The following is a 23007-nucleotide window of genomic DNA, read 5'->3' on the forward strand; positions in this document are numbered from 1 at the left end:
GGAAGCCGTTGTCTGCAGGGTCGGGAACTGCTGGGCGGGACACGCGGTCCGGGGTCAGCCGCCGGACGTTCGTCACCGGAGGCCTGTCCGTGGCGGCGCTGCTCGGTCTGACCGCGTGCTCGGGCGGCGAGCCGTCCGCCGCATCGGGGAACGAGGAGCAGTCCGCTGCGCCGGTCCAGCACAAGTACGGGACGACCACGGTGCCTGCGCAGGCCCAGCGGGTCGTGACCGTCGGCTACACCGACCAGGAGCCCGTTCTGGCACTCGGTGTGGCCCCGGTCGGTGTGGTCGACTTCTTCGGCGAGCGGCCCTACGGGAGCTGGCCGTGGGAGAAGGCGCTGTGGAACGGCACGGTCCCGGCGATCGTCGGGGAGCGCGACGAGTACCAGCTCGAGAAGATCGCGTCCCTGCACCCGGACCTGATCATCGGCCTCTACTCAGGGATGACACAGGCGAGCTACGAGGCGCTGACCCGCATCGCGCCGACGGTCGCGCAGCCGGTCGGGTTCGCCGACTTCGCCGCTCCCTGGACGGTGCAGACCGACATGGCCGGACGCAGCCTCGGCCGGCAGCCGCAGGCCCAGAAACTCGTCGACGACGTGAACGCGCAGGTCACTGCGGCGCGGCAGGCGCATCCGGAGTGGGCGGGAAAGACCGTCGCCGTCGTCGAACCGGCGGCGACCGGGGAGTGGGCCGTGTTCGGAGCGGCCGATCCCAAACTCCAGTTCCTCGAGGGGCTGGGCTTCACCGTCGCGCCGATCGTCCGGCAGCTCGAGGCCGGCGGGGACGTCGCGCAGCTCAGCACCGAGCGTCTGGACCTGCTCGAGGTGGATCGGCTGGTCCTCCTGATCGACCCCGGTGACCCGACCGAGGCGAAGGTGCGTGCGAACCCGCTGTTCAGCCGGCTACGGGTGGCCCGGGAGGGCCGCGCGTTGTTCCTGCCGTTCAGCCCGGCACCGTCGTCCGGAGCGGCGATGGCGTTCAACTCCGTCCTCAGCATTCCCTACGGTCTGCAGCAGGTGGTGCCGGCGCTGGCGCGATAGCCGCGCTTCTCCGCGTGGGCGCGATGAGCGGTTCGACCGGCACCTCGCCGACGTCCCTGCGATCATCGTTGTCATGTCGCTGACGCAGTACCGGATCGAGCGCGACGGTGTCGATCGCCTGCTCTTCCTCATGCACGGATACACCGCCGAGCAGCATCACCTCGCCTCGTACGTCCCCCTGGTCGACCCGGATGAACGGTTCACCGCCATCGCCCCTCGAGGGCCGCTGACGATGCCCGACGGCGACGGCGCCGGATGGTGGCCGCTGGACACCGAGACCTTCGAACACGATCTCTCGGGCGTCGCGCCGGCGCTCACGGCACTCGACTCGTTCATCGCCGAGGAGGCCGAGAAGGCGGGCGTCCCGCCCGAGCGCTGCGTCCTCGCCGGGTTCAGTCAGGGCGGCTACCTGGCGCTCGCCCTGGCCGGCAAGGCGGACGCGCCCCGTTACGCGGGTGTGTGGGCCATCTGTTCCGGCCCGCCGAGCACGCTGGGCCTGGACATCGACCTGTCCGGCGGAGACGGCCGTCCGGCGCTGTTCCAGTGGGGTACCAAGGACCCGGTCATCGGCCCCGACCAGCCCCGCGAGGTGATCGCCGAGCTCGAGGCCGGCGGGTGGGACGTGAGCCACTACTCCTACGACATGGCACACAGCCAGACGATCGAGATGATGGTCGACGCGCGGGCCTGGCTCGCAGAGGTGCTCTGACAGCGGACCCCGTAGATCCTCGGCCGGGTGGTCGAGGACGGGCCGCTGCCTCGCAGTCCGGCCGAGGGGGTGCCGCCCTCTCGGCCGGGGCTGTCGCGGCACCGCAGCATCTCGACCATGTGCAGGTCACGGCGCTCGCCGACGTGTGCGGGAACTACAGCGCGCTGATCCGGTTGCCGGTGCGAACAGGACTGCGCTGGGGCGAGGCTGCCGCGATCGGGGCGGTGAGGGTGCCCCGGATGCGCCCCAGGACAACCGGGACGGGGAGTGACACGCGGTGTTTCTGCTGGTGGAGACGAGGGGAATCGAACCCTAACCCCCGCCTTGTAAAGGGACGGATCGTGTGAGCTGCGTTGCATTTCGCTGGTCAGCGCAGTCTGGCACGTGGATGCGGTGTCTGTGATGTCGGAACACGGTGGCCGCTCATTGCCATCGTCAGTGTCATTCCGTCTGAAGCAGACACCACACCCTGAGCTCCGGCTTCGCCCAGGCGAGCTGCCCCTGCTCCCTTGTTGCATCGACGCCGTGATCCGACCGTGTCGACCGGTGAACCGCAGCCGGCGTTGTTGACCAGGGTGGTGATGGATCCGCACTCATCGACTAGGGCATCGAACGCCGCCGACACCTCCGCCTCGTCGGTCACGTCGACCTGGTGGAAGACGGCAGCCCCACCTGCGACCGCTGCCAAGAAGTCCGCGATGGTCTTGCCGCGCGGATCACGGTCGAGCACGGCCACCGACGCGCCCTCGCAACTCATCCTGCTCATCCTGCGGGCGATCGCCTCCCCGAGTTCGTTGCCCCCGCCGGTGACGACGACCTTCACGTCCACCCACCCCAAGCTTTCACCGAGCTTGATCAAGAAGGTAACGGGGGCTGCCGCTCGCATCGCACCGGGCGTGGCCAAGGCGAGCTCGGGAGGTCTCCCGAAATCGTCCTGCAAGGTGGGGTCCGTCTCGATCACGTCCGGAGGAGGACCAGCATGGATATCCAGAGCACTCCAGCAGCGACCGACACGCAGCTCACCGGTGCCAGCACGCCCGAGCGTCGTCGTCTGTCCACCCGGTGGCGCGCAGCGGTCGTCGGAGGACTGGCCCTCGTCGTCGGCGCGGCTGTGCCGTTCGGTGTCGCTCACGCTGACACGAAGTGGACGTACGTCGCGACTTTCCAGGACAAGGCGTCCTGCGACAAGGCCGCCCATCAGTACGAGGTCAACAACCCGGGTAGCTACCACTGCTCATCCAACGGAAACCCGGCCTCATCGGCTGAACCGACGTGGACTCTCTACAACACCTTCACTACCTGACCGGTGGCCCGGCTCCGACGGCGAGTCAGTCAGGACGGCTAGTCAGACAGTAGGTCCAGCGGTCGAGAGTGTTCCCGTTGACCCCGAGGTTGCGCCCGATCCCGACCGCCTTGCACGCCTCGACGCGGTAACGAGCGACCAGCCGGCTGATCCACGACTGGGAGACCCCGTAGGCGCGGGCGACCTCACTCTGCGACCGACCCTCGAGGACAACCGCGGTGATCACCAGCCGGGCTTTCGACATCGAGCACAGTGGTCACCACGGCTATGCGGATGTCCTGCGACACGCTATGCGCATGTCCTGAAATCTGACACCGGAGGCCCTCACCCATTTCAAGATCGTTGATCGCATGCCGGGCCATCGCCAACGCGCCCGGACAGCACATCTAGCCCCGGTCATTCACGGAGCTGCTGATTGATCTTGAATCGGCGTGCTTGAGCGGATCGCGTGTGATGGCCGTGCGGGAGTCACCGGCGTGCGGTTCTGCCGGGTGCTCCGTGGGTCCGTCGGGTCGAAGTGGCCGGGTCAGCCGGCGGGGACGGGCAGGGCGGCGAGCCTGTGGAAGGCGGCGGCGAGGTCGCCGGCCCAGGTTCGGGTGCGCTGGATCCGAACGAAGCACCGGCGTCCACTTTGGACGAGGCGTGCGGCAGTGTGCAGCAGCCGGTAGCGCACGGTCTTGGGTTCAGCCCGGCACAGTTCGTCGTCGAGCAGCAGGTGCTGGGTCCAGGCCAGCAGGTCGACCGCGAGCATCACCGCGGTGAGCCAGGCTGCGTTGATGGCGAACTGTCGGGACGGGAAGTGCCCGAGTCCGGTGTCCTTGCCGGTGCGGATGCGGTTCTCGACCCAGGCGTGCGCGCGGTGGCGGGCGTCGAGGAAGGCGAGCTACCCGACCGGGGTGTCGGTGGCGAAGCAGGTGGAGCGCCACCCGTCGCAAGTCTCCATCAGATCGAGTTGCGCGGCGGGGTGTGGGCGTTCGCGGCGCACGATCACCCGCGTCCCCTCGGGGTAGCCGGCCAGCGACGCGGCGGGAAGCAGCCCGGTGAGCTCGGCGACCGCGGCGCCGTCGCGGGGTTCGCCGTCAGCGTCGATCGCGGCGGTCCAGATCCCGTCCCCGAGCGCACCGATGGCGGCGCGTTCGCGGTCGGTGATCGCCCACCCGACGGAGAACTCGCAGCTCACCGACCGTTCCGCAGCGAACGCAGGTGCGCGAGGAACGCGTGGGTGCAGCCGGCGGTGTCGGCGCGGACCAGGATCGGGTGCCCGTGACGGTGGGCGTCGGGAACTTGGGCCAAGGCTTGGTCGAAGACGCTGATGTGATCGGCGGCGGTGTTCGCGCCGGCGCTGCCGCGCCGCAGCGTCGCGGCTAGGAACTCGCCGGTGTTGTCGCAGAACGCGAGCATCGGGTGCTAGCCGAAGGTGCCCTTGAACGTCGGCGCGGCCTGCTCCTTGTCCGAGTGCGCGATCACGGTCGTCGCGTCCAGATCGATCACCAGCGTCTGGCCCAGGTCGCGGCGGGTGCGCGGGCGCCGCAACCGCGCTACCACCTGCGACACCTCACCGGTCAGCGTCGTCCGGTCCGAGACCTCGGCCACCAGCCGGGACCCGACGTGGGACACCACCCGGTCCCCGTCGGCGGACACGATGATCTTCGGGCGGGTCGATGTAGCCTGCACCTGGAAAGTGAGCCTTTGCCAACCTGCTGGACGGGCAGGTCAGGGCGGGTGCGGCGTGGCGTGACCTCGAATGGGTGAAGCTCCTGGTAGACGAGCGGTTGCTGAGACCAGACCGTCCAACCAGGAGCTTCGAAGTGTTGTCCTACCCGTCCGGGATGACCATGTCCAGCCGCGCGCTCAAGCTGCTCGCCGACCTGCTGCGTGGACGCCGCAACGAGCGAGAGACCCGGTGGCGCAAGCTACCCGCCGGCCGCCAGGCCCTGCTCGTGGTGGCGCATCTGCGCAAGGACGACACCTACGCCGAGCTGGCCTGTGGGTTCGGGGTCGGCACCTCCACGGTGTACCGCTACGTCCGCGAGGGGCTCGAGTTGCTCGCGGCGAAAGCGCCGTCGCTGGAGCAGGCGGTCGAGGTCGCGAAGCGCAAGGCGTTCGTGATCCTCGACGGCACCCTGCTGCGGATCGACCGGGTCGGGATGGCCTCGGGCTACGACCGGGCGTTCTACAGCGGTAAGCACAAGGCCCACGGGTTGAACGTGCAGGTCATCGCGGACCCGATCGGTCGCCTGGTATGGATTTCACCACCGCTGCCCGGGGCGCGGCACGACATGGGCGCCGCCCGCGAGCACGGCATCATCGAAGCCCTGACCGCCCACGAGATCCCCGCCGCGGCCGACACCGCCTACCAGGGTGCGGGGCCGACCGTCGCGGTCCCGCAGCGACGGCGACGCAAGGACCCCGACACCGGCCGCTACCGGAAGCTCTCCCGGTTCCAGAAGGATGTCAACGAAGCCCACGCCCGCCGCCGCGGGCCGGGCGAGCGGGTCAACGCCGAGCTCAAGAACTGAGCGCGGTGCGGGTGACTGGTACACCGCCGCCGTGGTCGTCACGTGCATGTGGTTGGCCGGGGCCACCCGTGTCCCGAGCTGGGGCCGGCCGTATCCGGCCCGCTCGCCGTGCACCGACCGGCAGCTGCGTGCGGGCGAGCAGCTGCGTGCGGGCGAGGAGTCGATCGAGGCCGAGTACCAGGCAGCGGAGCATGGCCGAGCGTCAGCCGTGGCTGCTGGAGAAGCAGCCGGGCTGGTGTGAGGGCATCGTCGCGACGCTGCGGTGGTCGTGGCAGCACGACGGGCCGCCGCCGCTGGACGGGGAGCCGACCGCCTGGTCCGCTCCGCGCGCCTGATCAGTCCTCGCTGTCGTCCCATCCAGCTGTCTCGTGTTCGGCGACGGCGTCCTGGTCGTCGTGCCACCGGTTGAGTTCTTCGGCGCGGTGGTCGGTCTCCTCGGCGTCGTCGACGGTGCCGCGGTAGAGGATCTCGTCGAGCACGCGTCCGGCGTGCTCGACGCTGTCCGCGGTCTCCTCAGCGTCTGGGACCCGGACGACGTCCTCCAGCACCGGGGCCGGCTGCTCGTCGGCGACCTCACGGAGGTCGCGGTGCCCGGTCTCGGCGACGTCCTCCACCTCCGCCACCTCGTCGACCTCCGCAACGTCGTCGACCTCGGCCGTGGCGTGATCAACCTCGAATCCGTCGTCGGGGTCGACGGCGTCGCACCCCTGGCCGGCGTGGTCGTCGCGGTCGACATCGTCCTCGGTGACCTCGCGGTGCGGCTCGTCCGCGGCCAGGGCCGCATCGTGGGCGGCCTTCCACTCCGCGGCCGTGACGCGCTCGTCGGGGTCGTCGTCGGCGTCGCGGGCGCAGAGCTCAGCCTTCGACAGCTCCGCCTGGACGCGGGTCTGGCTGGTGTGGGCCAGCCAGGTGGTGCGGGCGTGGTCGACCTGCTAGAGCTGTTCGGCCCGCTGGTCGAGCAGCTCACCGAACCGGCCGGACTGCTCCGCGGCCGCGGCGAGACGCTCCCGCTGCTCCTCGTCCGCGGCGGTCGCGGCCTCGGCGCGCTGCAGGGCCGCGGCCTGGTGGTGCTCGGCGGCGGACTGGCGGGTGCCGGCGAGTTCGTTCGCCACGTAGCGCGGCGCCGCGGCGAGCTCGCGCTCGTAGGCGCGGATGCGCATGCGGAGCTGGCCATTGGACAGCTCCAGGTGTTCCCGGTCGATCTCCGGGCGCCCGAGTGCCCGCCACGCGGCCCGGTAGGCCGCGAACTCCTCGACCTGGCCGGGCTTCGGTACCGGCCCCAGCGCCTCGGCCGGGTCGTCGTGACCACGTAGCTCGCGGTAGGCCGCCACACGGCCGACGGTGCGCTTCCACTCGGACTACTCGACCAGGTCGGTGGGGACGTCGCCGAACGCTGCGGTCGCCCACTGCGGCGCCTGCGCGGCGGCGTCGCGGTCGTCGGCGGCGTGAGCGAGGTGGGCGAGGTAGGTATTCCACTCCGCGTCGTCGGTGCGCGGGGTCCAGTCGGCCCACGTGTCGCCGACCGGGTCGAACCGGTGGGTGTCGCGGATCCGCGAGTACAGCACGTTGCACACGTTGCGGGCCCCGGTCAGCGAACCCCGCTCGACGGCGTCGTCGAGGACCCGGTCCGGGTCGTGGCCGGCGAGCTCGGCGCGGCGCAGGATGCGGGTCAGGGCGCCGGTGCCGTCCTCGGCGGCGACGCGGGCGCGCTGCTCGTCGGTGAGCATCCCGTGCAGCGCTGGGTGCGGGCCACGTCATGCTCAGCGACGGTTCATTGCCACCGTCAGTGCCAGAGCCTTGAAAGCGAGCGACAGAGACCAGCGTTTCCGGTGGTCAGAGGGGTGGAGACGAGGGGAATCGAACCCCTAACCCCCGCCTTGCAAAGGCGGTGCTCTGCCAATTGAGCTACGTCCCCGGGATGGTGCACGCCCACGATACCCGGGGCACCGGGATCAGCGGGTGGTGGCCTCGTGCCAGAGGTCCTCGGAGCCCACGTCGCGGAAGCGGGACCAGCCCACGTACGCGGCCGCAGCGACTGCGGCGAGGACGATCAGCTTCTTCATCGAGAGCTCCTCACGAGGACTTCGGAGGGAGAAAGTGTGGGCCTAGCTGGATTTGAACCAGCGACCTCATCGTTATCAGCGATGCGCTCTAACCAACTGAGCTATAGGCCCGTGCAGCAGGGAGAACACTACCGCACGGGGTCGAGCGGGTTACGGCGGGGGGTCCCGCCGACCTGCTCGAACCCGTGCGGTGCGACGACGCGTGTGTGGTGCTCAGTCCCGCTCGGAGAGCGTGACCTCGACGCCGCCGACGAGGTCGGCGGTGACGTTGTAGACGAACGCCATGATCGTCATGGCGACGGCGAAGAGCAGGCTGTTGATCAGGCCGACGACGAAGGCGAGCAGGAACACGCGGCCGGCGCTGATCAGCGATCCGCCCATCTCCTGCTGCCCGGTCACGAGGTCGGCGTAGGTGCCGTTCAGCCGGTCCCAGACGCCCATGCCGCCGAGGACGCCGTAGAGCACGCCCGCGGCGACCATCCAGACCAGCAGCAGCACGACCGACAGCGCCAGCGCCATCTTCAGGACCGACCACGGGTCGAGCCGCTTGAGCTGCAGCAGCGCCTGGCGCGGCGGCCGGTTCCGGACCGATGCCCTCGGCGAGTCCTTGCCCGAGTCCCGGCCCGACGAGCGGTCGTCCCGGTCGCGTGCGGCAGCCGCCCCACCGGCACCGGCGGCCGCACCGCCGGCGGCCCCGGCCGCAGCGCCCGCCTTGCCGCCCGACCGGTCGGGGCCGTCGAGGAACGCCGTCGGCGCGTCACTCAGCAGCGAGTCCGCCACCGTGGGGTGGTGGTCGCCGCCGTCGCCGTGCCGGTCCGGTACCCGCCGCCACGGCGGCGGCGAGGCGCCACCGCCCTGCTGCTGGTCCGGGTGCTCCTCGGGGGGCGGCGCGGCGCCGTTGCGCGGCACGGGACTGGGCCGGCCGGACGGGTCCCGGGGCTCCGAGGTGCCCGCAGCCGGTCCGCCGGCCTGCTCGGCCTCGGTGGCGACGGTGCGGCCCTCGTCCGTCGACGGGGTGCGGTCGTCGGTGCTCACGAGCTGGAGCTCTCCTCGCTGTTCGTCGCTCTGGCGGACGGACGATCCGGGCCGTGCCGGCTCCCGCGGGCAACCGGTCCACCGGAACCGGCCACCCGCGGAGGGCCTACGCCTGCTGGCCCGGGTCCTCCTCGGTCTCCTCCGCGTTGCGGGCCACCGCCAGCAGCGTGGAGCTCTCGCCCAGGTTCATCAGGCGGACTCCCTTCGTCTGCCGGCCGGCCTTCCGCACCTCGCGTGCGGAGGTCCGGATGACTCCGCCCGTGGAGGTGATCGCGTACAGCTCGTCGTCGATGCCGACGATGAGTGCACCGACCAGCGTGCCACGCCGACGGTCGTACTGGAGGGTCAACACTCCCTTTCCGCCACGACCCTGCACCGGGTAGTCCTCGATCGGTGTCCGCTTCGCGTAGCCACCCGTGGTCGCGACCAGCAGGTAGGTGTCCGGACGGATCACACCGAGGGCCAGGAGCTGGTCGCCGGAGTTGAAGCGCATCCCCAGCACACCGGAGGTCGCGCGGCCCATCGGGCGCAGTGCGTCGTCGGCGGCGGTGAAGCGGATCGACTGCCCCTCGGCCGAGACCAGGAGCAGGTCGTCGTCGGCGGAGCAGAGCACGGCGCCGACCAGCTCGTCGTCGTCGCGCAGGTTGATGCCGATCAGGCCACCGGAGCGGTTGGAGTCGAAGTCCGACAGCTTGGACTTCTTGACCAGACCATTTCGCGTCGCGAGGACGAGATACGGCCGGGCGTTGTAGTCCTTGATCTGCATGACCTGGGCGATCTCCTCGTCCGGCTGCAGCGCCAGGAGGTTCGCCAGGTGCTGGCCACGGGCCGTACGGCTCGCCTCGGGCAGCTCGTAGGCCTTGAGCCGGTAGACCCGGCCCTTGTTCGTGAAGAACAGCATCCAGTCGTGCGTGGAGCAGACGAAGAAGTGGTTGACGATGTCGTCCTGCTTCAGCTGCGCGCCCTGCACGCCCTTCCCGCCGCGCTTCTGGGCGCGGTACAGGTCGGTCTTGGTGCGCTTGGCGTAGCCGCCGCGGGTGATCGTGACGACGACGTCCTCGACCGCGATGAGGTCCTCGTCGGTGACCTCGCCGTCGTCGCCGATGATCCGGGTCCGCCGGTCGTCGCCGTGCTTCTCGACGATCTCGTTGAGCTCGTCGCGGACGATCTGGCGCTGCCGCTCGGGGCGCTCCAGGATGTCGTTGAGGTCGGCGATGTACTCCTCGAGCTCGGCCAGCTCGTCGACGATCTTCTGACGCTCCAGCGCGGCGAGCCTGCGGAGCTGCATGTCCAGGATCGCCTGGGCCTGGATGTCGTCGACGTCGAGCAGGTCGATCAGGCCGGCCCGGGCGACGTCGACCGTGGCCGACCCCCGGATCAGCGCGATGACCTCGTCGAGCGCGTCGAGCGCCTTGACCAGACCGCGCAGGATGTGGGCCCGCTCCTCGGCCTTGCGCAGCCGGAACCGGGTCCGCCGGACGATGACGTCGATCTGGTGCCGGACGTAGTGCCGGATCATCTGGTCGAGCCGCAGCGTGCGCGGGACCCCGTCGACGATCGACAGCATGTTCACGCCGAAGCTGTGCTGCAGCTGCGTGTGCTTGTACAGGTTGTTCAGAACGACCTTGGCCACGGCGTCGCGCTTGAGCGTGACGACGATCCGCATGCCGATCCGGTCGGAGGACTCGTCGACGATCTCGGAGATCCCGGCGATCTTGCCGTCCCGCACCAGGTGCGCGATCGACTCGATGAGGTTGTCCGGGTTCACCATGTAGGGCAGCTCGGTGACCACCAGGGTGGTGCGCCCCTTGGAGTCCTCCTCGACCTCGACGACCGAGCGGGTCCGGATCGAGCCGCGCCCGGTCCGGTAGGCCGACTCGATCCCCTCGCGCCCGACGATGAGGGCGTGGGTCGGGAAGTCCGGCCCCTTGATGCGCTCCATCAGCGCCTCGAGGAGCTCGTCGTCGGTGGCGTCGGGGTTCTCCAGGAACCAGGTGACGCCGGCGCCGACCTCGCGCAGGTTGTGCGGCGGGATGTTCGTCGCCATGCCGACCGCGATGCCGGAGCTGCCGTTGATCAGCAGGTTCGGCACCCGCGAGGGCAGGACGACCGGCTCGAGGGTCTTGCCGTCGTAGTTGTCGACGAAGTCGACGGTCTCTTCCTCGATGTCCTGCAGCATGGCCATGGCCAGCGGCGACAGGCGGCACTCGGTGTTGTGGCTGACGACGCCATCGGTGACGAACGAGTGGTCGTCGGTGTCGACCCGGACACTGAAGACGTCCTGCTCGCCCGCGTCCTCGACCGTCTCGACCGGGGCGAAGTAGAAGCGGCCACCGGCCAGCTCCTGGGCGATCGCCCGCGCGTCCGGATCGTCGATGTGCGCCAGGATCTCGTCCGAGCGCTGTTCCCAGCGCTCGATCCGGTCGATGTTGTGCTTGCGCAGCCAGGTCCGGTCGGCTTCGTCGGTCGCGCCGTGGGTGCGGAGGAACGCGGCCAGCCCGGGAACGTGGTCGGTGCTCATCGCGCTGCTGCGCACCGTGTCGTCGCCCAGGATCTCGGTCAGCTTCGCCTGCTTCACGCCCAGGAAGCCGATCCGGTCGCGGAACAACCGGGCGTCCCGCTTGTTGGTCACGACGACCTTGTGCTCGCCGGTCGCGTGGGTGTAGCGCCGCGAGACGACACCGAACTCCAGCAGCAGCTGCTGGACCTCACGGGCGAGCCGATCGCTGCGCGTCGAGTACGACAGCTGCACGGTGTTGCGCGGCAGCGCCGAGCACGACCCGTCACCGGCGAACAGCGCCTGCAGGAAGAACCGCTTCGCGGCCGGGGTGCCGGACCAGACCGACTCCGGCACGTGCTTGGCCGCCGAGCGGCCGGTGACCTGGCCGAGCACGCTCGACCGCAGCGCCGTGAGGTCCTGCACGTCCAGCTCGTGGAGCTCGGACCCGGAGGCGATGGTCCGCGTGCCGACGTACCGCCGGCCGCCGACGACGTGGTCGTAGGCGGCAAGCACCAGGTCGAAGAACTCGCGGTCGACGTTGTTGAAACCGGCGCGGTCCTGCGAGACGAAGCCTTCGCTCACGAAGGCCCCGAGCAGGAACGACGCCATGGCCTCGGTCGTGTCCCAGAAGCCGGTCTCGGCGTGCGCGACACGCTGCAGGGCCACCCGGTCACCGGGCCGGAGCTCGGAGAGCAGCTTCCACAGCAGCGTCGGGACGCCGGCGACGTCGACCAGGCAGAGCACCGGGTGGTTGTGCGTGCCGGTGAGCTCGTAGCCCTCGGCCGTGGTCATCCGCAGGGTCGGGTGCGTGCCCGAGTGGAACAGCATCTCGGCGCGCACCGGGTCGCCGCTGCGGTCGGCGACCTTCAGGTCGATCGGGTTGTCCGACTGCGGCCGGGCGTCCGGCACGATCGCGTCCATCCGGGGCGACGAGCCGTCGGCCAGCCGGATCCGGGTCTCCCCGACGACGCAGTACCGCATGGCCGCGGCCGGGTCGTTGCCGCGGGAGCCGAAGTTGCCCTGCCCGCTGATCAGCGGGTAGCGCATCGACCAGGGCTGGGCCATCCGCACCAGGGCGTCGTAGATCGCCGAGTCACCGTGCGGGTGGTAGTTGCCCATGACGTCGCCGACGACGCGGGCGCACTTGACCGGGGACCGGTCGGGACGGAACCCGTTCTCCCCCATCGAGTACAGGACGCGGCGGTGCACCGGCTTGAGCCCGTCCTCCACCAGCGGCAGGGCGCGTCCGACGATCACGCTCATCGCGTAGTCGATGTAGGAGCGCTGCATCTCCTGCTGGATGTCGACCGGCTCTACCCGGCCGCCGCCGTCCTCCCCGCCACCCGCGGTGGGGACGGAGGGATCGATCGTGTCCGTCACGAAGTCTCCTCGTGAGTGTTCGTACGTCCGTCCGGATCAGCTGATGCGGAACGGGGTGGGTGCTGTGGGCCGCCGGGCCTCGGCTACAGCTTCGGCCCTCGACCGCCGGGCCTCGGCTACAGCTTCGGCCCTCGACCGCCGGGCCTCAGACGTCCAGGAAGCGAACGTCCTTGGCGTTACGGGTGATGAACGAGCGGCGGGACTCGACGTCCTCGCCCATGAGGACCGAGAACAGCTCGTCCGCGGTGGCGGCGTCGTCCAGGCTGACCTTCCACAGCAGCCGGTTCGACGGGTCCATGGTGGTCTCCCACAGCTCCTTCGGGTCCATCTCGCCGAGACCCTTGTAGCGCTGGACCCCCTCGTCACGAGGCAGCTTCTTGCCCGCCGCGCGGCCGGCGGCGATCAGCCCGTCGCGCTCGGCGTCGGAGTAGGCGTACTCCGGCTCGCTGCCGCGGCCACCCCACTTGATCTTGTAGAGCGGGGGCGCCGCCAGGTAGACGTGCCCGTGCTCGACCAGCGGGCGCATGAACCGGAACAGCAGCGTGAGCAGCAGCGTCCGGATGTGCTGGCCGTCGACGTCGGCGTCGGCCATCAGCACCAGCTTGTTGTAGCGCAGCTTGGTGATGTCGAAGTCGTCGTGGATGCCGGTGCCCATCGCGGTGATGATCGACTGGACCTCGTTGTTCTTGAGGACGCGGTCGATCCGGGCCTTCTCGACGTTGATGATCTTGCCGCGGATGGGCAGGATCGCCTGGATCATCGAGTCGCGGCCGGACTTGGCCGACCCGCCCGCGGAGTCACCCTCCACGATGTAGAGCTCGGTCTTCTCCGGGTCGGTCGACCGGCAGTCGGCCAGCTTGCCCGGCAGCCCGCCGATGTCGGCGGCGCTCTTGCGGCGCACCAGCTCCCGGGCCCGGCGTGCGGCCATGCGGGCCTGCGCCGATGAGACCGCCTTGTTGACGATCGTCTTGGCCTCGGTGGGGTTGCGCTCGAACCAGTCGGCGAGCCACTCGTTCGACACGCGCTGGACGAACGACTTGACCTCGGTGTTGCCGAGCTTGGTCTTGGTCTGGCCCTCGAACTGCGGCTCGGAGATCTTCACCGACACGATCGCGGCGAGGCCCTCGCGGATGTCGTCGCCGGACAGCGCCGGGTCCTTCTCCTTGATGAGCTTCTTGTCCCGGGCGTACCGGTTGACCGTCGCGGTGAGCGCGTGCCGGAAGCCCTCCTCGTGCGTGCCGCCCTCGTGGGTGTTGATCGTGTTCGCGAAGGTGTAGACCGACTCGGAGTAGCCGGAGTTCCACTGCGCCGCGACCTCGACCTGGTGGCCGGGGCCCTCGCCGGTGTAGCTGACGATCTTGCGGTGGATCGGGTCCTTGGACTTGTTCAGGTGCGCGACGAAGTCCTCCAGCCCGTTCGGGTAGTGGAAGACGTACTCCTTGACCTTCGCGACGTAGCCCTCGGCGTCGGGCTCGGTGTCGGCGTCGGCGGTGGTGTCGACCGCCGGGACGGCCGGCTCGACCGGGTTCCCGTCCTCGTCGACCCCGTCGGTGCCGGGCAGCTCGGCCGCGGGCTTCTCCGGGAGCCGCTCGTCGCGCAGGACCATGGTGAGGCCCTTGTTCAGGAACGACTGCTCCTGCAGGCGGCGGCGGATCGTCTCGAGCGTGAACGACGTCGTCTCGAAGATCGTCGGGTCCGGCCAGAAGACGATGGTCGTGCCGGTGTCGGACTTCTTCGTGGTGCCGGCCTGGACGAGTTCGCCGGGCTTGGCGCGGTCGTAGTGCTGCTTCCAGATCGCGCCGTCGACGTGGACCTCCACGTCGAGCGCGGTGGACAGTGCGTTGACCACCGAGACGCCGACGCCGTGCAGACCGCCGGAGACGGCGTAGGACTTGTCGTCGAACTTGCCGCCCGCGTGCAGGCTGGTGAGGACGACCTCGAGGGTCGGCTTCTTCTCCACCGGGTGCATCTCGACCGGGATACCGCGCCCGTCGTCCTCGACGCGGACGCCGCCGTCGGGCTGCAGGGTCACCACGACCTTGGAGGCGTGGCCGGCCATCGCCTCGTCGACCGAGTTGTCCACCACCTCCCAGATCAGGTGGTGCAGGCCCCGCTCTCCGGTGGAACCGATGTACATGCCGGGCCGCTTGCGGACCGCCTCCAGGCCCTTGAGGACCGTGATGGAGGACGCGCCGTAGGCGTTCTTCTGCGCTGCCTTGTCCTGAGCCACGAGCTGCTGGTTCTCCTCGCCACGTGAACCGGGCCCGGCGCCGCGGCGCGCTGCTGCGCGACGGCCACCGGTCCGGTTCCACCGACCGGGCGCTCCTGCCGTACGCGGTCGAACGCGCGCGGGGAGCCACCCGGGAACACTGCGAGGAGTCTACCTGTCGGCCCTGACAGAAAACCGGCCAGGACCCGCCCAGAATCGCCACAGACGGGCGAACGGCGTCCGGTGCGGGACCGGACGTACCCCGGCGGTGGTGAGCGGGGCGGCGGCGCTGTCATGACGCGCTCACCGGGGCGGAGAGGGCCGCGCTCCCCCGTGCCGCGCCCCTCACCCGTGCCGGGATCCGGGGCGTCCAGCGAGTGCGGACGGCCCGTCTGCGCTGGTGGGAGCGCTCGGTACAGCGGATCGTCACTCGGCGTGTCGCACCGGTCGTGGTCGCTGCGCAGTCCCGGGACGACGCCGTGACCTGCGCAAACGCCGGCCGGTCAGCCGTAGGTGTCACGCGGGCCGCGGCCGCGGACGTGTCGCGGGCCGTGCCGCCAGCTCGGACCGCTGGGCCCGACCACCCGGATCCGGCGCACGACGTCCGGCCCGACGGCCGCCGCGAGGCGGGTCAGCAGCTGGCGCTGCAGGGTGCGCAGCTGGGTCGCCCACGCCGTCGACTCGGCCTGCAGGGTCAGCTCGCCGTCGCGCAGCGACATCGGGGTGCAGTGGTCGGCGATGTCGGAGCCGACCAGCTGCGGCCAGCGGCCGAGCACGGTGGCGTCGGTGAGCCGCGACGACCAGCCGCGGTCCATCGAGATCCGCGAGGCCAGCCGGCCCAGCGGCTGCGGGTCCCGGTCGTCCGGACCGGCCGACGACCAGCGGCGACGCCGGCCCTTGCCGGACACCACCCGCAGCTTGGGGCGCTGCTCCTCGGCGCGTTCCTCGGCCTTGCGCGCACTGGACTCCCGGGCGGCACGCAGCGCGTCGCGGGCCAGGTCGGCTCCGCGCAGGCCCGCCTTCTCGCCGTCGAGCAGGCTGCCCTGGTCCCCCGGGACCCCGCCGCCCGTGACCGCGCCGTGATCGACGCCCTGCGGCCGTCCGTCCCCAGGCGGCCGGCCGCGGCCGCGCGCCGACGACCCTCCTGCCCGCGGGTTCCGGGCGTTCCGGCGTCGGTCGCCGGAGTTCGAACCCTGGTTATCCACAGTATCCACAGCCTTGTCCCCAGCTCGTCGTGATGTGGACGAGATGTGCTACGACCTGCATCGACGGCCCGGTCACCGCCCCGTCACCCGGCCTCCTCGGTGATCTCCGGGGTGATCTCCGGGGTGCCCTCGCGCCGCGCACGCCCCTCGCCGACGGCGTAGCGCACACCGTCGAGCTCGGGCGGGACGTCCTCGCCGACCGCCGCGGTCACCAGCACCTGCTCGGCCCCGGCGACCAGCTTCGCCAGCGCGCGCCTGCGGGTGGCGTCGAGCTCGGCGAACACGTCGTCGAGCACCAGCACCGGCTCGACGTCGTCGGCCTGCAGGAGCCGGTAGGACGCCAGCCGCAGCGCGAGCGCGAACGCCCAGGACTCGCCGTGGCTGGCGTAGCCCTTGGCCGGACCGTCGCCGAGGGCGAGGTCCAGCTCGTCGCGGTGCGGGCCGACCAGGCACACCCCGCGCTCGATCTCCTGCCTGCGGACCTCGGCGAGCCGGGTGAGCAGGCGCTCCTCCAGCTCGCCGGCGGTCGTGGGCAGCTCCGCCACCCCGGTCGTCCCGAGGCTGGAGCGGTAGTCGAGCCCGATCGGGTCCGACGACGGCGCGATCTCGGCGAACGCCTCCCGGGCGTACGGCGCGAGCGCGACGACCAGCTCCCGGCGACCGGCGAGCAGCGCGGCCCCGGTCCGGGCGAGGTGCCCGTCCCAGATCTCGAGTGTCGCGAGGTCGTCGGGCAGGTCCTCGTCGCCGCTGCCGGACGCGGGGCGGCGGCCGCGCGAGCCGGACCGCAACGCCGGCTTCGCGCTCTTGAGCAGCGCCGACCGCTGGCGGAGCACCTTGTCGTAGTCCGCGCGGACACCCGCGAACCGCGGGTAGCGCGCCACCAGCAGCTCGTCGAGGAACTTCCGGCGCTCCGACGGGTCGCCACGCACCAGCGCGAGGTCCTCCGGCGCGAACAGCACGCTGCGCAGGATCCCCAGCACGTCGCGCGGCCGGCTCACCGGTGAGCGGTTCACCCGGGCCCGGTTCGGGCGTCCGGAGTTGATCTCCAGCTCGACACCGAGCATCCGCCCCTGGTGGTGCACCTCGCCGCGCAGCAGCGCCTGCTCCGCACCGCGGCGGATCAGCGGCGCGTCCGAGGACACCCGGTGCGACCCGAGGGACGCCAGGTAGCCGATGCCCTCGACCAGGTTGGTCTTCCCGGCGCCGTTGGACCCGACCAGCACGGTCACTCCGGGCTCGAGCTCCAGCTCGGCCGACGGCCAGGACCGGAAGTCGGTGACGGAGAACCGCTTCAGGTACACCGGCCGGTCAGCCTCCGGATCCGTCGGGGCCGGCCTTCTCGCCCGGTCCGCCTGCCGGGCCCGAGGACTTCACCGCATGCCCGCCGAACTGTGCGCGCAGCGCCGCGACGGCCTTCATCGCCGGGGACTCGTCCTGGCGGGAGGAGAACCGTGCGAACAGCGCCGCCGAGATGACCGGCAGCGGCACCGCGTGGTCGATGGCTTCCTCGATCGTCCAGCGGCCCTCACCGGAGTCGTCCACCCAGCCCTCGAGCTCGTCGAGGGTCGGGTCCTCCTTCAGCGCGTTGACCAGCAGGTCCAGCAGCCAGGACCGCACGACGGTGCCGCGCGACCAGGCCTCGACCACGCCGGGAACGTTGGTGATGAGCTCGCTGGCCTGCATGAGCTCGAAGCCCTCGGCGTAGGCCTGCATGAGGCCGTACTCGATGCCGTTGTGGACCATCTTCGCGAAGTGACCTGCACCGACCGGGCCGGCGTGCGCGAAGCCCTCCTCGCGCGGACCGTCCGGGCGCAGCGCGTCGAACACCGGCATCGCCTGCTCGACGTGCTCGTCGGTGCCGCCGACCATCAGGCCGTAGCCGTTCTCCCGGCCCCAGACGCCGCCGGACACGCCGCAGTCGAGGTAGCCGATCCCACGCTCGGCGAGCAGCTCGGCGTTCGGCTTGTCGTCGGTGTAGCGGGAGTTCCCGCCGTCGATGACCAGGTCACCGGAGTCGAGCAGCGTCGCCAGCGAGGCGACGGTGTTCCGGGTGGGCTCACCGGAGGGAACCATCACCCACAGCGTGCGCGGCGCGTCGAGTGCCGCGACCAGCTCCTGCAGCGACCCGACGTCGCCCACATCCGGCCGCGGGTCGAACCCGACGACCTCGTGTCCCGCGGCCCGCAGCCGCTCCGCCATGTTGCCGCCCATGCGGCCCAGGCCGATCATTCCGATCTGCACTGCGTTCGCCCTCTCGAGTCGGCCGGTCGCGGCCCGTCCGGAGACCGGGCCGCGACCCTCGTGGATCACAACCGGCGGAGAGTCTTCCTCTCTCCGGCCGGGTCCGCTCGCTGGGGTCCGGGGATCCCTCCGACGGCGGAGTGCGGCCGGGTCAGCCCGGCAGCCGGACCGGCATCAGCAGGTGCAGGTAGCCGGACTTCTCCGGCGGGGTGGCCTCGGCCGCGTCGTCGGTGGCCGGCGGCGGGACCGGACGGACCAGCGCGGGCCGGTTCGGGGTGGTGAACGTGAGCTGGGTGCGCTGGGTGTTCAGCGCCCCCAGCGCGTCGAGCAGGTACCCCGGGTTGAACGCGATGGTCAGCGGGTTGCCGTCCAGCGCGCAGGGGAGCTCCTCCTCCGCGGACCCGACGTCGTCGCCGCCGGCGGCCAGGCGCAGCCCGTCCTCGCCGAACTCCATCCGGATCTGGGCGACGCGGTCGGCGACCAGCGAGACGCGTTTGATCGCCTCGACCAGCGTCGCGACCTCGAGCTCGGCGGCGGTGGTGTGCTCGGCCGGGATGAGCTGGCGGAACCGGGGGAACTCCGCGTCGAGCAGGCGGCTGGTCGAGCGGCGACCGCCGCCGGTCAGGCCGAGCATGCCGTCGCCTGCGGAGAGCGCGATGTCGACGGTGCCCGAGCCGGACAGGGTCTTGGCGACCTCGGCGAGGGTCTTGGCGGGGATCAGCACCGCCGTCGAGATCGACGGGTCCTCCGGGACCCACTCGAGCTCGCGGACGGCGAGGCGGAACCGGTCGGTCGCGGCGAGTGTGAGCTGCGAACCCTCGATCTCCAGCCGGATGCCGGTCAGCATCGGGAGCGTGTCGTCGCGCCCGGAGGCGACGGCGACCTGGGCGACCGCGGCGGCCAGCGCGTCGGCGGAGACCGAGCCGGCCTTCTGCGGCATCTCCGGCAGCTGCGGGTAGTCCTCGACCGGCATGGTCGGGAGGCTGAACCGGCTGTTGCCGCAGTTGATCGTGGCGCGGGCCCCGTCGACGACCAGGTCGACCGGCTTGGACGGCAGGGCCCGGGTGATGTCGGCGAGCAGCCGGCCCGAGACGAGCATCCGGCCCGGTTCGCCGACGGTCGCGTCGAGCTCGACGCGGGCCGAGGTCTCGTAGTCGAAGCCGGAGACGGTCAGCCGCTCGGCGCCCTCGTCTCCGTCGGACTGGATCAGCACACCGCCGAGGACGGGTACCGGCGGACGCGCCGGGAGGCTGCGCGCCACCCAGGCAGCAGCGTCCGCGAGGACGTCGCGTTCGACCCGGAACTTCATCAAGGACCTTCCCCGGTAGCGGCGGAGGACCGGCGGTGGCCGGTGCCCCGACGGGACGGTGGTGGACCGGGCGGCCCGGATCCGGTCCGCGGCGGGCCGTCGGGTCGACGGTCGCCACGAGAGCGGATCGGCGGGTTCGCCGGGACGCTCACGGTAGAGCGTCGCCCCGACAGTTTCCACGCGGACCCCGTCCACGATCGGCGCTACCCGGAGTGCCCGGACGGGTGTCGTCCCGGACCGTCTCCACAGCCTTGTTTTTCAAGAGAACTTCTAGAGAGAGAACAACAGCAACAGTCATAGGTCCTGTGCACAGTGTGGATGGATCGTGTCCGTGCTGGTCAGCAGGCCGCGTCGAGTGGGGACGCGAGGGTGGTCCCACCCGTTGACAGGTCTGTGGAGCGGTGGACCGACGCCGTCGACGGCCGTTCGTCCCCGATCCATCCCGGTGTCACCCGCGAGTTGTCCACTGATTCGGGGCGATCCGTCCACGGGCTCTGCGCGGTCCATCCACAGAGTTGTCCCCAGATGTGGGTGGAAGCGTGGTGGATCGTGGACCGAGGGTGATGACCGACGCCACGCCGGAGACCCGCCGGCATCGCCCGAAGAACTCACATCCGCCACAACCGTCACATCGATCTCGACGGAGAGTGACGATCACCAGGCCGATGACGATCAGGTGCCGCAGTTGCTGTGCGCCCAACGCCCACTACCGGACGACGAGCGGGAGGGGTGGGAGCGACACGCCCACGGCGCCACGCCGGCCCCGATCGGTACCGGCTCCGGTGGCCGGCGCGGGTGTATCGGCTCATCGGACCGGGACGTTTCCGGGGTACCGATCACCCCGGGGGCGTCGTTCCGACGCCGCACAGGCGATCTGAGAGCCGCTGTCCCGATGGGTGCTGCGGACCGGTCCCGGTGCGAGCGATGGCCCGGTCCGTGGCCGGGCTGCGGACGTACGGGTGCTGTGCGCAGGGCGGATGCAGCAGGACCGGGGCCGCCGGGGCGCCGGTGGGCGGGTCAGTGCCGGGCGCGGAGCTTGATCCGGGCCGTGAGCTCCTGGACCTGCTCGAAGGTCTTGCGTCGCAGCGAGATCTCGTTTCGGATCTTCTTGTCGGCGTGCATGACCGTGGTGTGGTCGCGCCCGCCGAACGTCTGGCCGATCCGGGGCAGGGAGAGGTCGGTCAGCTCGCGGCACAGGTACATGGAGATCTGACGGGCCTGGGCGAGCGCCTTGGTCTTGCCGGGCCCGGACAGGTCGTCGAGCGTGACGCCGAAGAACTCGGCCGTCACCGCCATGATCGTCGGCGCGGTGATCTCCGAGGCCGCCGAGTCCGGGATGAGGTCGCGCAGCACGATCTCGGCGAGCTGGGTGTCGACGGCCTGCCGGTTCAGCGACGCGAACGCCGTGACCCGGATCAGCGCGCCCTCGAGCTCGCGGATGTTGCGCTCGATGCGCTCGGCGATGAACTCCAGGACCTCACCGGGGACGGCGAGCCGGTCCTGCGCGGCCTTCTTGCGCAGGATCGCGATGCGCGTCTCCAGCTCGGGCGGCTGGATGTCGGTGATCAGGCCCCACTCGAACCGCGTCCGCATCCGGTCCTCGAGGGTCTCGAGGCGCTTGGGCGGCCGGTCGGAGGAGACGACGATCTGCTTGTTCGCGTTGTGGAGGGTGTTGAAGGTGTGGAAGAACTCCTCCTGGGTCCCCTCCTTGCCCTCCAGGAACTGGATGTCGTCCACGAGCAGCACGTCGACGTCGCGGTACCGGCGCTGGAAGGCGACCTTGCGGTCGTCGCGCAGGGAGTTGATGAAGTCGTTCGTGAACTCCTCGGTACTGACGTACCGCACGCGCATCCCCGGGAACAGCCGCTGGGCGTAGTGCCCGACGGCGTGCAGCAGGTGGGTCTTGCCCAGCCCGGACTCGCCCCAGATGAACAGCGGGTTGTACGCCCGGGCCGGGGCCTCGGCGACCGCGACCGCGGCCGCGTGGCTGAACCGGTTCGACGCCCCGATGACGAACGTGTCGAAGGTGTAGCGCTCGTTGAGCCGGGTCTGCGACCGCGGCGCGACCGGGTCCCCGGCCTGCGGCGCGGTGTAGGCAGGCCACGCGGTGCCACCGGAGTCGCGCCCGGAGTTCTCGGGCAGCGGCGCCCAGCCACCGGAGGGTGCCGGGGCCGGCGGGCGCTCGCCGTTGGTCCCGGTGCGTGCCGGCTCGTCCCCGGCCGTCGTCACCTCGCCGGTGGTGTCCCGGCCGCGGTCGTCGTCGGTGCCGTTCTGCGCGGCACCGTCCCCGGCGGACGTGGTGACGCCGTCGAGGGAGAAGCCGCCGTCCTCGGCGGGGGCGGCACCGGAGTCGTCGTACTCGCCGCCGACGGTGGCCAGGGCACGGCCGTCGCCGGTGTCCCGGGCGCTCTCCCCGGCGGAGGCGCGGGGCAGGCCGAAGCCCGGCGGGTCGGGGACCTCGGTTCCGCCGGAGGCGGCCGAGGCGTCGACGACCACGGCCAGGTTGACCGACACACCCAGGTGCCGGCCCAGCGCGTCGCTGATCGGGATTCGCAGGATCCGCTCGATCGCGTCCTTGGCGAACTCGCTCGGCGCGGCGAGCAGCGCGGTGCCGTCGAGCAGGCCCAGCGGGCGGGTCAGCCGGAGGAAGGCACGCTGCTGCGGGGAGAGGGTGGCGGTACCGGACTCGGCGGAGGCGCCCGACAGGTCGGCGATGACCCGGTTCCAGACCTTGCCGAGGTCGCCCGGCTGGTCGGTCATCCGCGGTCCCCCTCCGCCGTCACGTGTCTGCCTCGTCCCTGCGTCGTCGCCGCCACGAGCCGCGATCCCCGCAGCCCCGGCGCCGTACGGTCGGTGCGGCCCCGGGCGCGACGCATCCCCAGAGTTGTCCACACGTGTGCGTAAAGGTACGCAGGCGTCGCCGCCCGGCGCGCGGCGGGGCGGTCGGTGGTCAGTCTGCGTGGCACCGCCGGTGCAGGCGGGCCGTCTTCTCGGGGCTCGACGGGCGGGAGCGAGCTGCTCGCGCCGCCTCGGTCGCCGAGCGGGATCGGGACGCTAGCAGCACGGTCCATGATCGTCGGGAGGCGGGGCCGTGGGGGCGGTTTGACCCTCCGGAAACGCGCTGCGTACCCTTGACTGCCGGACACTGGTCGGGAGGGCGTGCCGCCCGTCCGACGCCGAGGCTCCGTGCGCGTGCCCCCCGAGGGGCGTGCCGCCGGGGCCGGGCGCGACCGGTGGACGTACGAACCTCGTGCACGCCTGTGCGCGACCGCCAAGCACGACGCAGAAGACCGCCGCGACCGACATCGCTGGTCACCTGCGAGCAGCCGACCAGGAGAGCCGACCGTGAGCAAGCGTACTTTCCAGCCGAACAACCGCCGCCGGGCCAAGACGCACGGTTTCCGGCTGCGCATGCGCACCCGCGCCGGCCGCGGCATCCTCGCCGCGCGCCGCCGCAAGGGGCGCGGCGCCCTCTCGGCCTGACGGCCGGC

General features: G+C 71.2%; 20 protein-coding genes, 2 tRNA genes and 2 pseudogenes. 7 read left to right on the plus strand and 17 right to left on the minus strand.

Features of this window, described 5'->3' with window-relative positions; translation table 11 throughout:
- Window positions 1-89: 89 nt before the first annotated feature.
- Both ACLE50_RS10325 and ACLE50_RS10330 read left to right on the plus strand, forming a co-directional pair.
- Window positions 90-1043, plus strand: coding sequence for an iron-siderophore ABC transporter substrate-binding protein (locus ACLE50_RS10325; RefSeq protein WP_410943220.1), 954 nt, complete (start codon window positions 90-92; stop codon window positions 1041-1043).
- Window positions 1044-1116: 73 nt separating this feature from the next.
- Window positions 1117-1752 carry an alpha/beta hydrolase gene (locus ACLE50_RS10330; RefSeq protein ID WP_410943221.1) on the plus strand — a complete coding sequence of 212 codons (636 nt, stop codon included), beginning with the start codon at window positions 1117-1119 and terminating at the stop codon, window positions 1750-1752.
- Between the two features lie 367 nt (window positions 1753-2119).
- On the opposite strand, the gene ACLE50_RS10335 is transcribed toward ACLE50_RS10330, so the two are convergent.
- Window positions 2120-2713 (minus strand): SDR family NAD(P)-dependent oxidoreductase, encoded by a 594-nt coding sequence (locus ACLE50_RS10335; protein WP_410943222.1) that lies wholly within the window; start codon window positions 2711-2713, stop codon window positions 2120-2122.
- Window positions 2714-2731: 18 nt separating this feature from the next.
- Here ACLE50_RS10335 and ACLE50_RS10340 point away from each other — a divergent pair, with 18 nt between their 5' ends.
- The gene (locus tag ACLE50_RS10340; protein ID WP_410943223.1) at window positions 2732-3055 is read left to right on the plus strand and encodes a hypothetical protein; all 324 of its coding nucleotides are present in this window, start codon (window positions 2732-2734) and stop codon (window positions 3053-3055) included.
- A 25-nt stretch (window positions 3056-3080) separates the two neighbouring features.
- Here ACLE50_RS10340 and ACLE50_RS10345 read toward each other — a convergent pair whose 3' ends face one another.
- Window positions 3081-3299: a helix-turn-helix domain-containing protein gene (locus ACLE50_RS10345; protein ID WP_410943224.1), complete on the minus strand. Its 219-nt coding sequence runs from the start codon at window positions 3297-3299 to the stop codon at window positions 3081-3083.
- A 282-nt stretch (window positions 3300-3581) separates the two neighbouring features.
- A pseudogene (locus tag ACLE50_RS10350) lies at window positions 3582-4729 on the minus strand (IS1380 family transposase).
- A 134-nt stretch (window positions 4730-4863) separates the two neighbouring features.
- Between ACLE50_RS10350 and ACLE50_RS10355 the strand changes: the two are divergent.
- Window positions 4864-5571: pseudogene (locus tag ACLE50_RS10355) on the plus strand (transposase family protein); the annotation flags it as partial.
- Between the two features lie 194 nt (window positions 5572-5765).
- The gene (locus ACLE50_RS10360) at window positions 5766-5909 is read left to right on the plus strand and encodes a hypothetical protein (RefSeq protein WP_410943225.1); all 144 of its coding nucleotides are present in this window, start codon (window positions 5766-5768) and stop codon (window positions 5907-5909) included.
- On the opposite strand, the gene ACLE50_RS10365 is transcribed toward ACLE50_RS10360, so the two are convergent.
- Window positions 5910-6197 (minus strand): hypothetical protein, encoded by a 288-nt coding sequence (locus tag ACLE50_RS10365; protein ID WP_410943226.1) that lies wholly within the window; start codon window positions 6195-6197, stop codon window positions 5910-5912. It abuts the gene before it with no gap.
- A 187-nt stretch (window positions 6198-6384) separates the two neighbouring features.
- On the opposite strand from ACLE50_RS10365, the gene ACLE50_RS10370 reads away from it, so the two are divergent.
- Window positions 6385-6510 carry a hypothetical protein gene (locus ACLE50_RS10370; protein ID WP_410943227.1) on the plus strand — a complete coding sequence of 42 codons (126 nt, stop codon included), beginning with the start codon at window positions 6385-6387 and terminating at the stop codon, window positions 6508-6510.
- Here ACLE50_RS10370 and ACLE50_RS10375 read toward each other — a convergent pair.
- The 13 genes from ACLE50_RS10375 to dnaA all read right to left on the minus strand — a co-directional run bounded on the left by ACLE50_RS10375 (window position 6507) and on the right by dnaA (window position 22276).
- Complete coding sequence (locus ACLE50_RS10375) at window positions 6507-6905, minus strand: hypothetical protein (protein ID WP_410943228.1); 399 nt, start codon at window positions 6903-6905, stop codon at window positions 6507-6509. The genes ACLE50_RS10370 and ACLE50_RS10375 overlap by 4 nt on opposite strands.
- A 27-nt stretch (window positions 6906-6932) precedes the next feature.
- The gene (locus ACLE50_RS10380; protein WP_410943229.1) at window positions 6933-7301 is read right to left on the minus strand and encodes a hypothetical protein; all 369 of its coding nucleotides are present in this window, start codon (window positions 7299-7301) and stop codon (window positions 6933-6935) included.
- A gap of 115 nt (window positions 7302-7416) precedes the next feature.
- A tRNA-Ala gene (locus ACLE50_RS10385) sits at window positions 7417-7489 on the minus strand.
- 37 nt (window positions 7490-7526) lie between these two features.
- Complete coding sequence (locus ACLE50_RS10390) at window positions 7527-7637, minus strand: DLW-39 family protein (RefSeq protein ID WP_410943230.1); 111 nt, start codon at window positions 7635-7637, stop codon at window positions 7527-7529.
- Between the two features lie 37 nt (window positions 7638-7674).
- Window positions 7675-7748 (minus strand) — tRNA-Ile (locus tag ACLE50_RS10395).
- A 102-nt stretch (window positions 7749-7850) separates the two neighbouring features.
- On the minus strand, window positions 7851-8672 hold the full coding sequence (locus ACLE50_RS10400) for a DUF3566 domain-containing protein (protein WP_410943231.1): 822 nt from the start codon (window positions 8670-8672) through the stop codon (window positions 7851-7853).
- Window positions 8673-8778: 106 nt separating this feature from the next.
- Window positions 8779-12552, minus strand: coding sequence for an intein-containing DNA gyrase subunit A (gyrA, locus tag ACLE50_RS10405; RefSeq protein ID WP_410943232.1), 3774 nt, complete (start codon window positions 12550-12552; stop codon window positions 8779-8781).
- Between the two features lie 145 nt (window positions 12553-12697).
- A complete protein-coding gene (gene gyrB, locus ACLE50_RS10410; protein WP_410943233.1) occupies window positions 12698-14782 on the minus strand; it encodes a DNA topoisomerase (ATP-hydrolyzing) subunit B in 2085 nt (694 codons plus the stop codon).
- Between the two features lie 482 nt (window positions 14783-15264).
- The gene (locus ACLE50_RS10415) at window positions 15265-15975 is read right to left on the minus strand and encodes a DciA family protein (RefSeq protein WP_410943234.1); all 711 of its coding nucleotides are present in this window, start codon (window positions 15973-15975) and stop codon (window positions 15265-15267) included.
- A gap of 74 nt (window positions 15976-16049) precedes the next feature.
- Window positions 16050-17267: a DNA replication/repair protein RecF gene (gene recF, locus ACLE50_RS10420; protein WP_410943235.1), complete on the minus strand. Its 1218-nt coding sequence runs from the start codon at window positions 17265-17267 to the stop codon at window positions 16050-16052.
- Window positions 17268-17274: 7 nt separating this feature from the next.
- Window positions 17275-18195, minus strand: a complete 921-nt coding sequence (gene gnd, locus ACLE50_RS10425) for a phosphogluconate dehydrogenase (NAD(+)-dependent, decarboxylating) (protein ID WP_410943267.1) — start codon at window positions 18193-18195, stop codon at window positions 17275-17277.
- Window positions 18196-18358: 163 nt separating this feature from the next.
- The gene (dnaN, locus tag ACLE50_RS10430) at window positions 18359-19516 is read right to left on the minus strand and encodes a DNA polymerase III subunit beta (RefSeq protein WP_410943236.1); all 1158 of its coding nucleotides are present in this window, start codon (window positions 19514-19516) and stop codon (window positions 18359-18361) included.
- A 1017-nt stretch (window positions 19517-20533) separates the two neighbouring features.
- Complete coding sequence (gene dnaA, locus ACLE50_RS10435) at window positions 20534-22276, minus strand: chromosomal replication initiator protein DnaA (RefSeq protein WP_410943237.1); 1743 nt, start codon at window positions 22274-22276, stop codon at window positions 20534-20536.
- A gap of 585 nt (window positions 22277-22861) precedes the next feature.
- Between dnaA and rpmH the strand changes: the two genes are divergently transcribed.
- Entirely contained in the window at window positions 22862-22999 is a 138-nt protein-coding gene (gene rpmH, locus ACLE50_RS10440; RefSeq protein ID WP_410943238.1) for a 50S ribosomal protein L34, read from the plus strand.
- The last annotated feature ends 8 nt before the right edge of the window (window positions 23000-23007 follow it).

Origin of the sequence: Pseudonocardia phyllosphaerae (assembly GCF_046546475.1) — a bacterium.
Taxonomy (GTDB): domain Bacteria; phylum Actinomycetota; class Actinomycetes; order Mycobacteriales; family Pseudonocardiaceae; genus Pseudonocardia; species Pseudonocardia phyllosphaerae.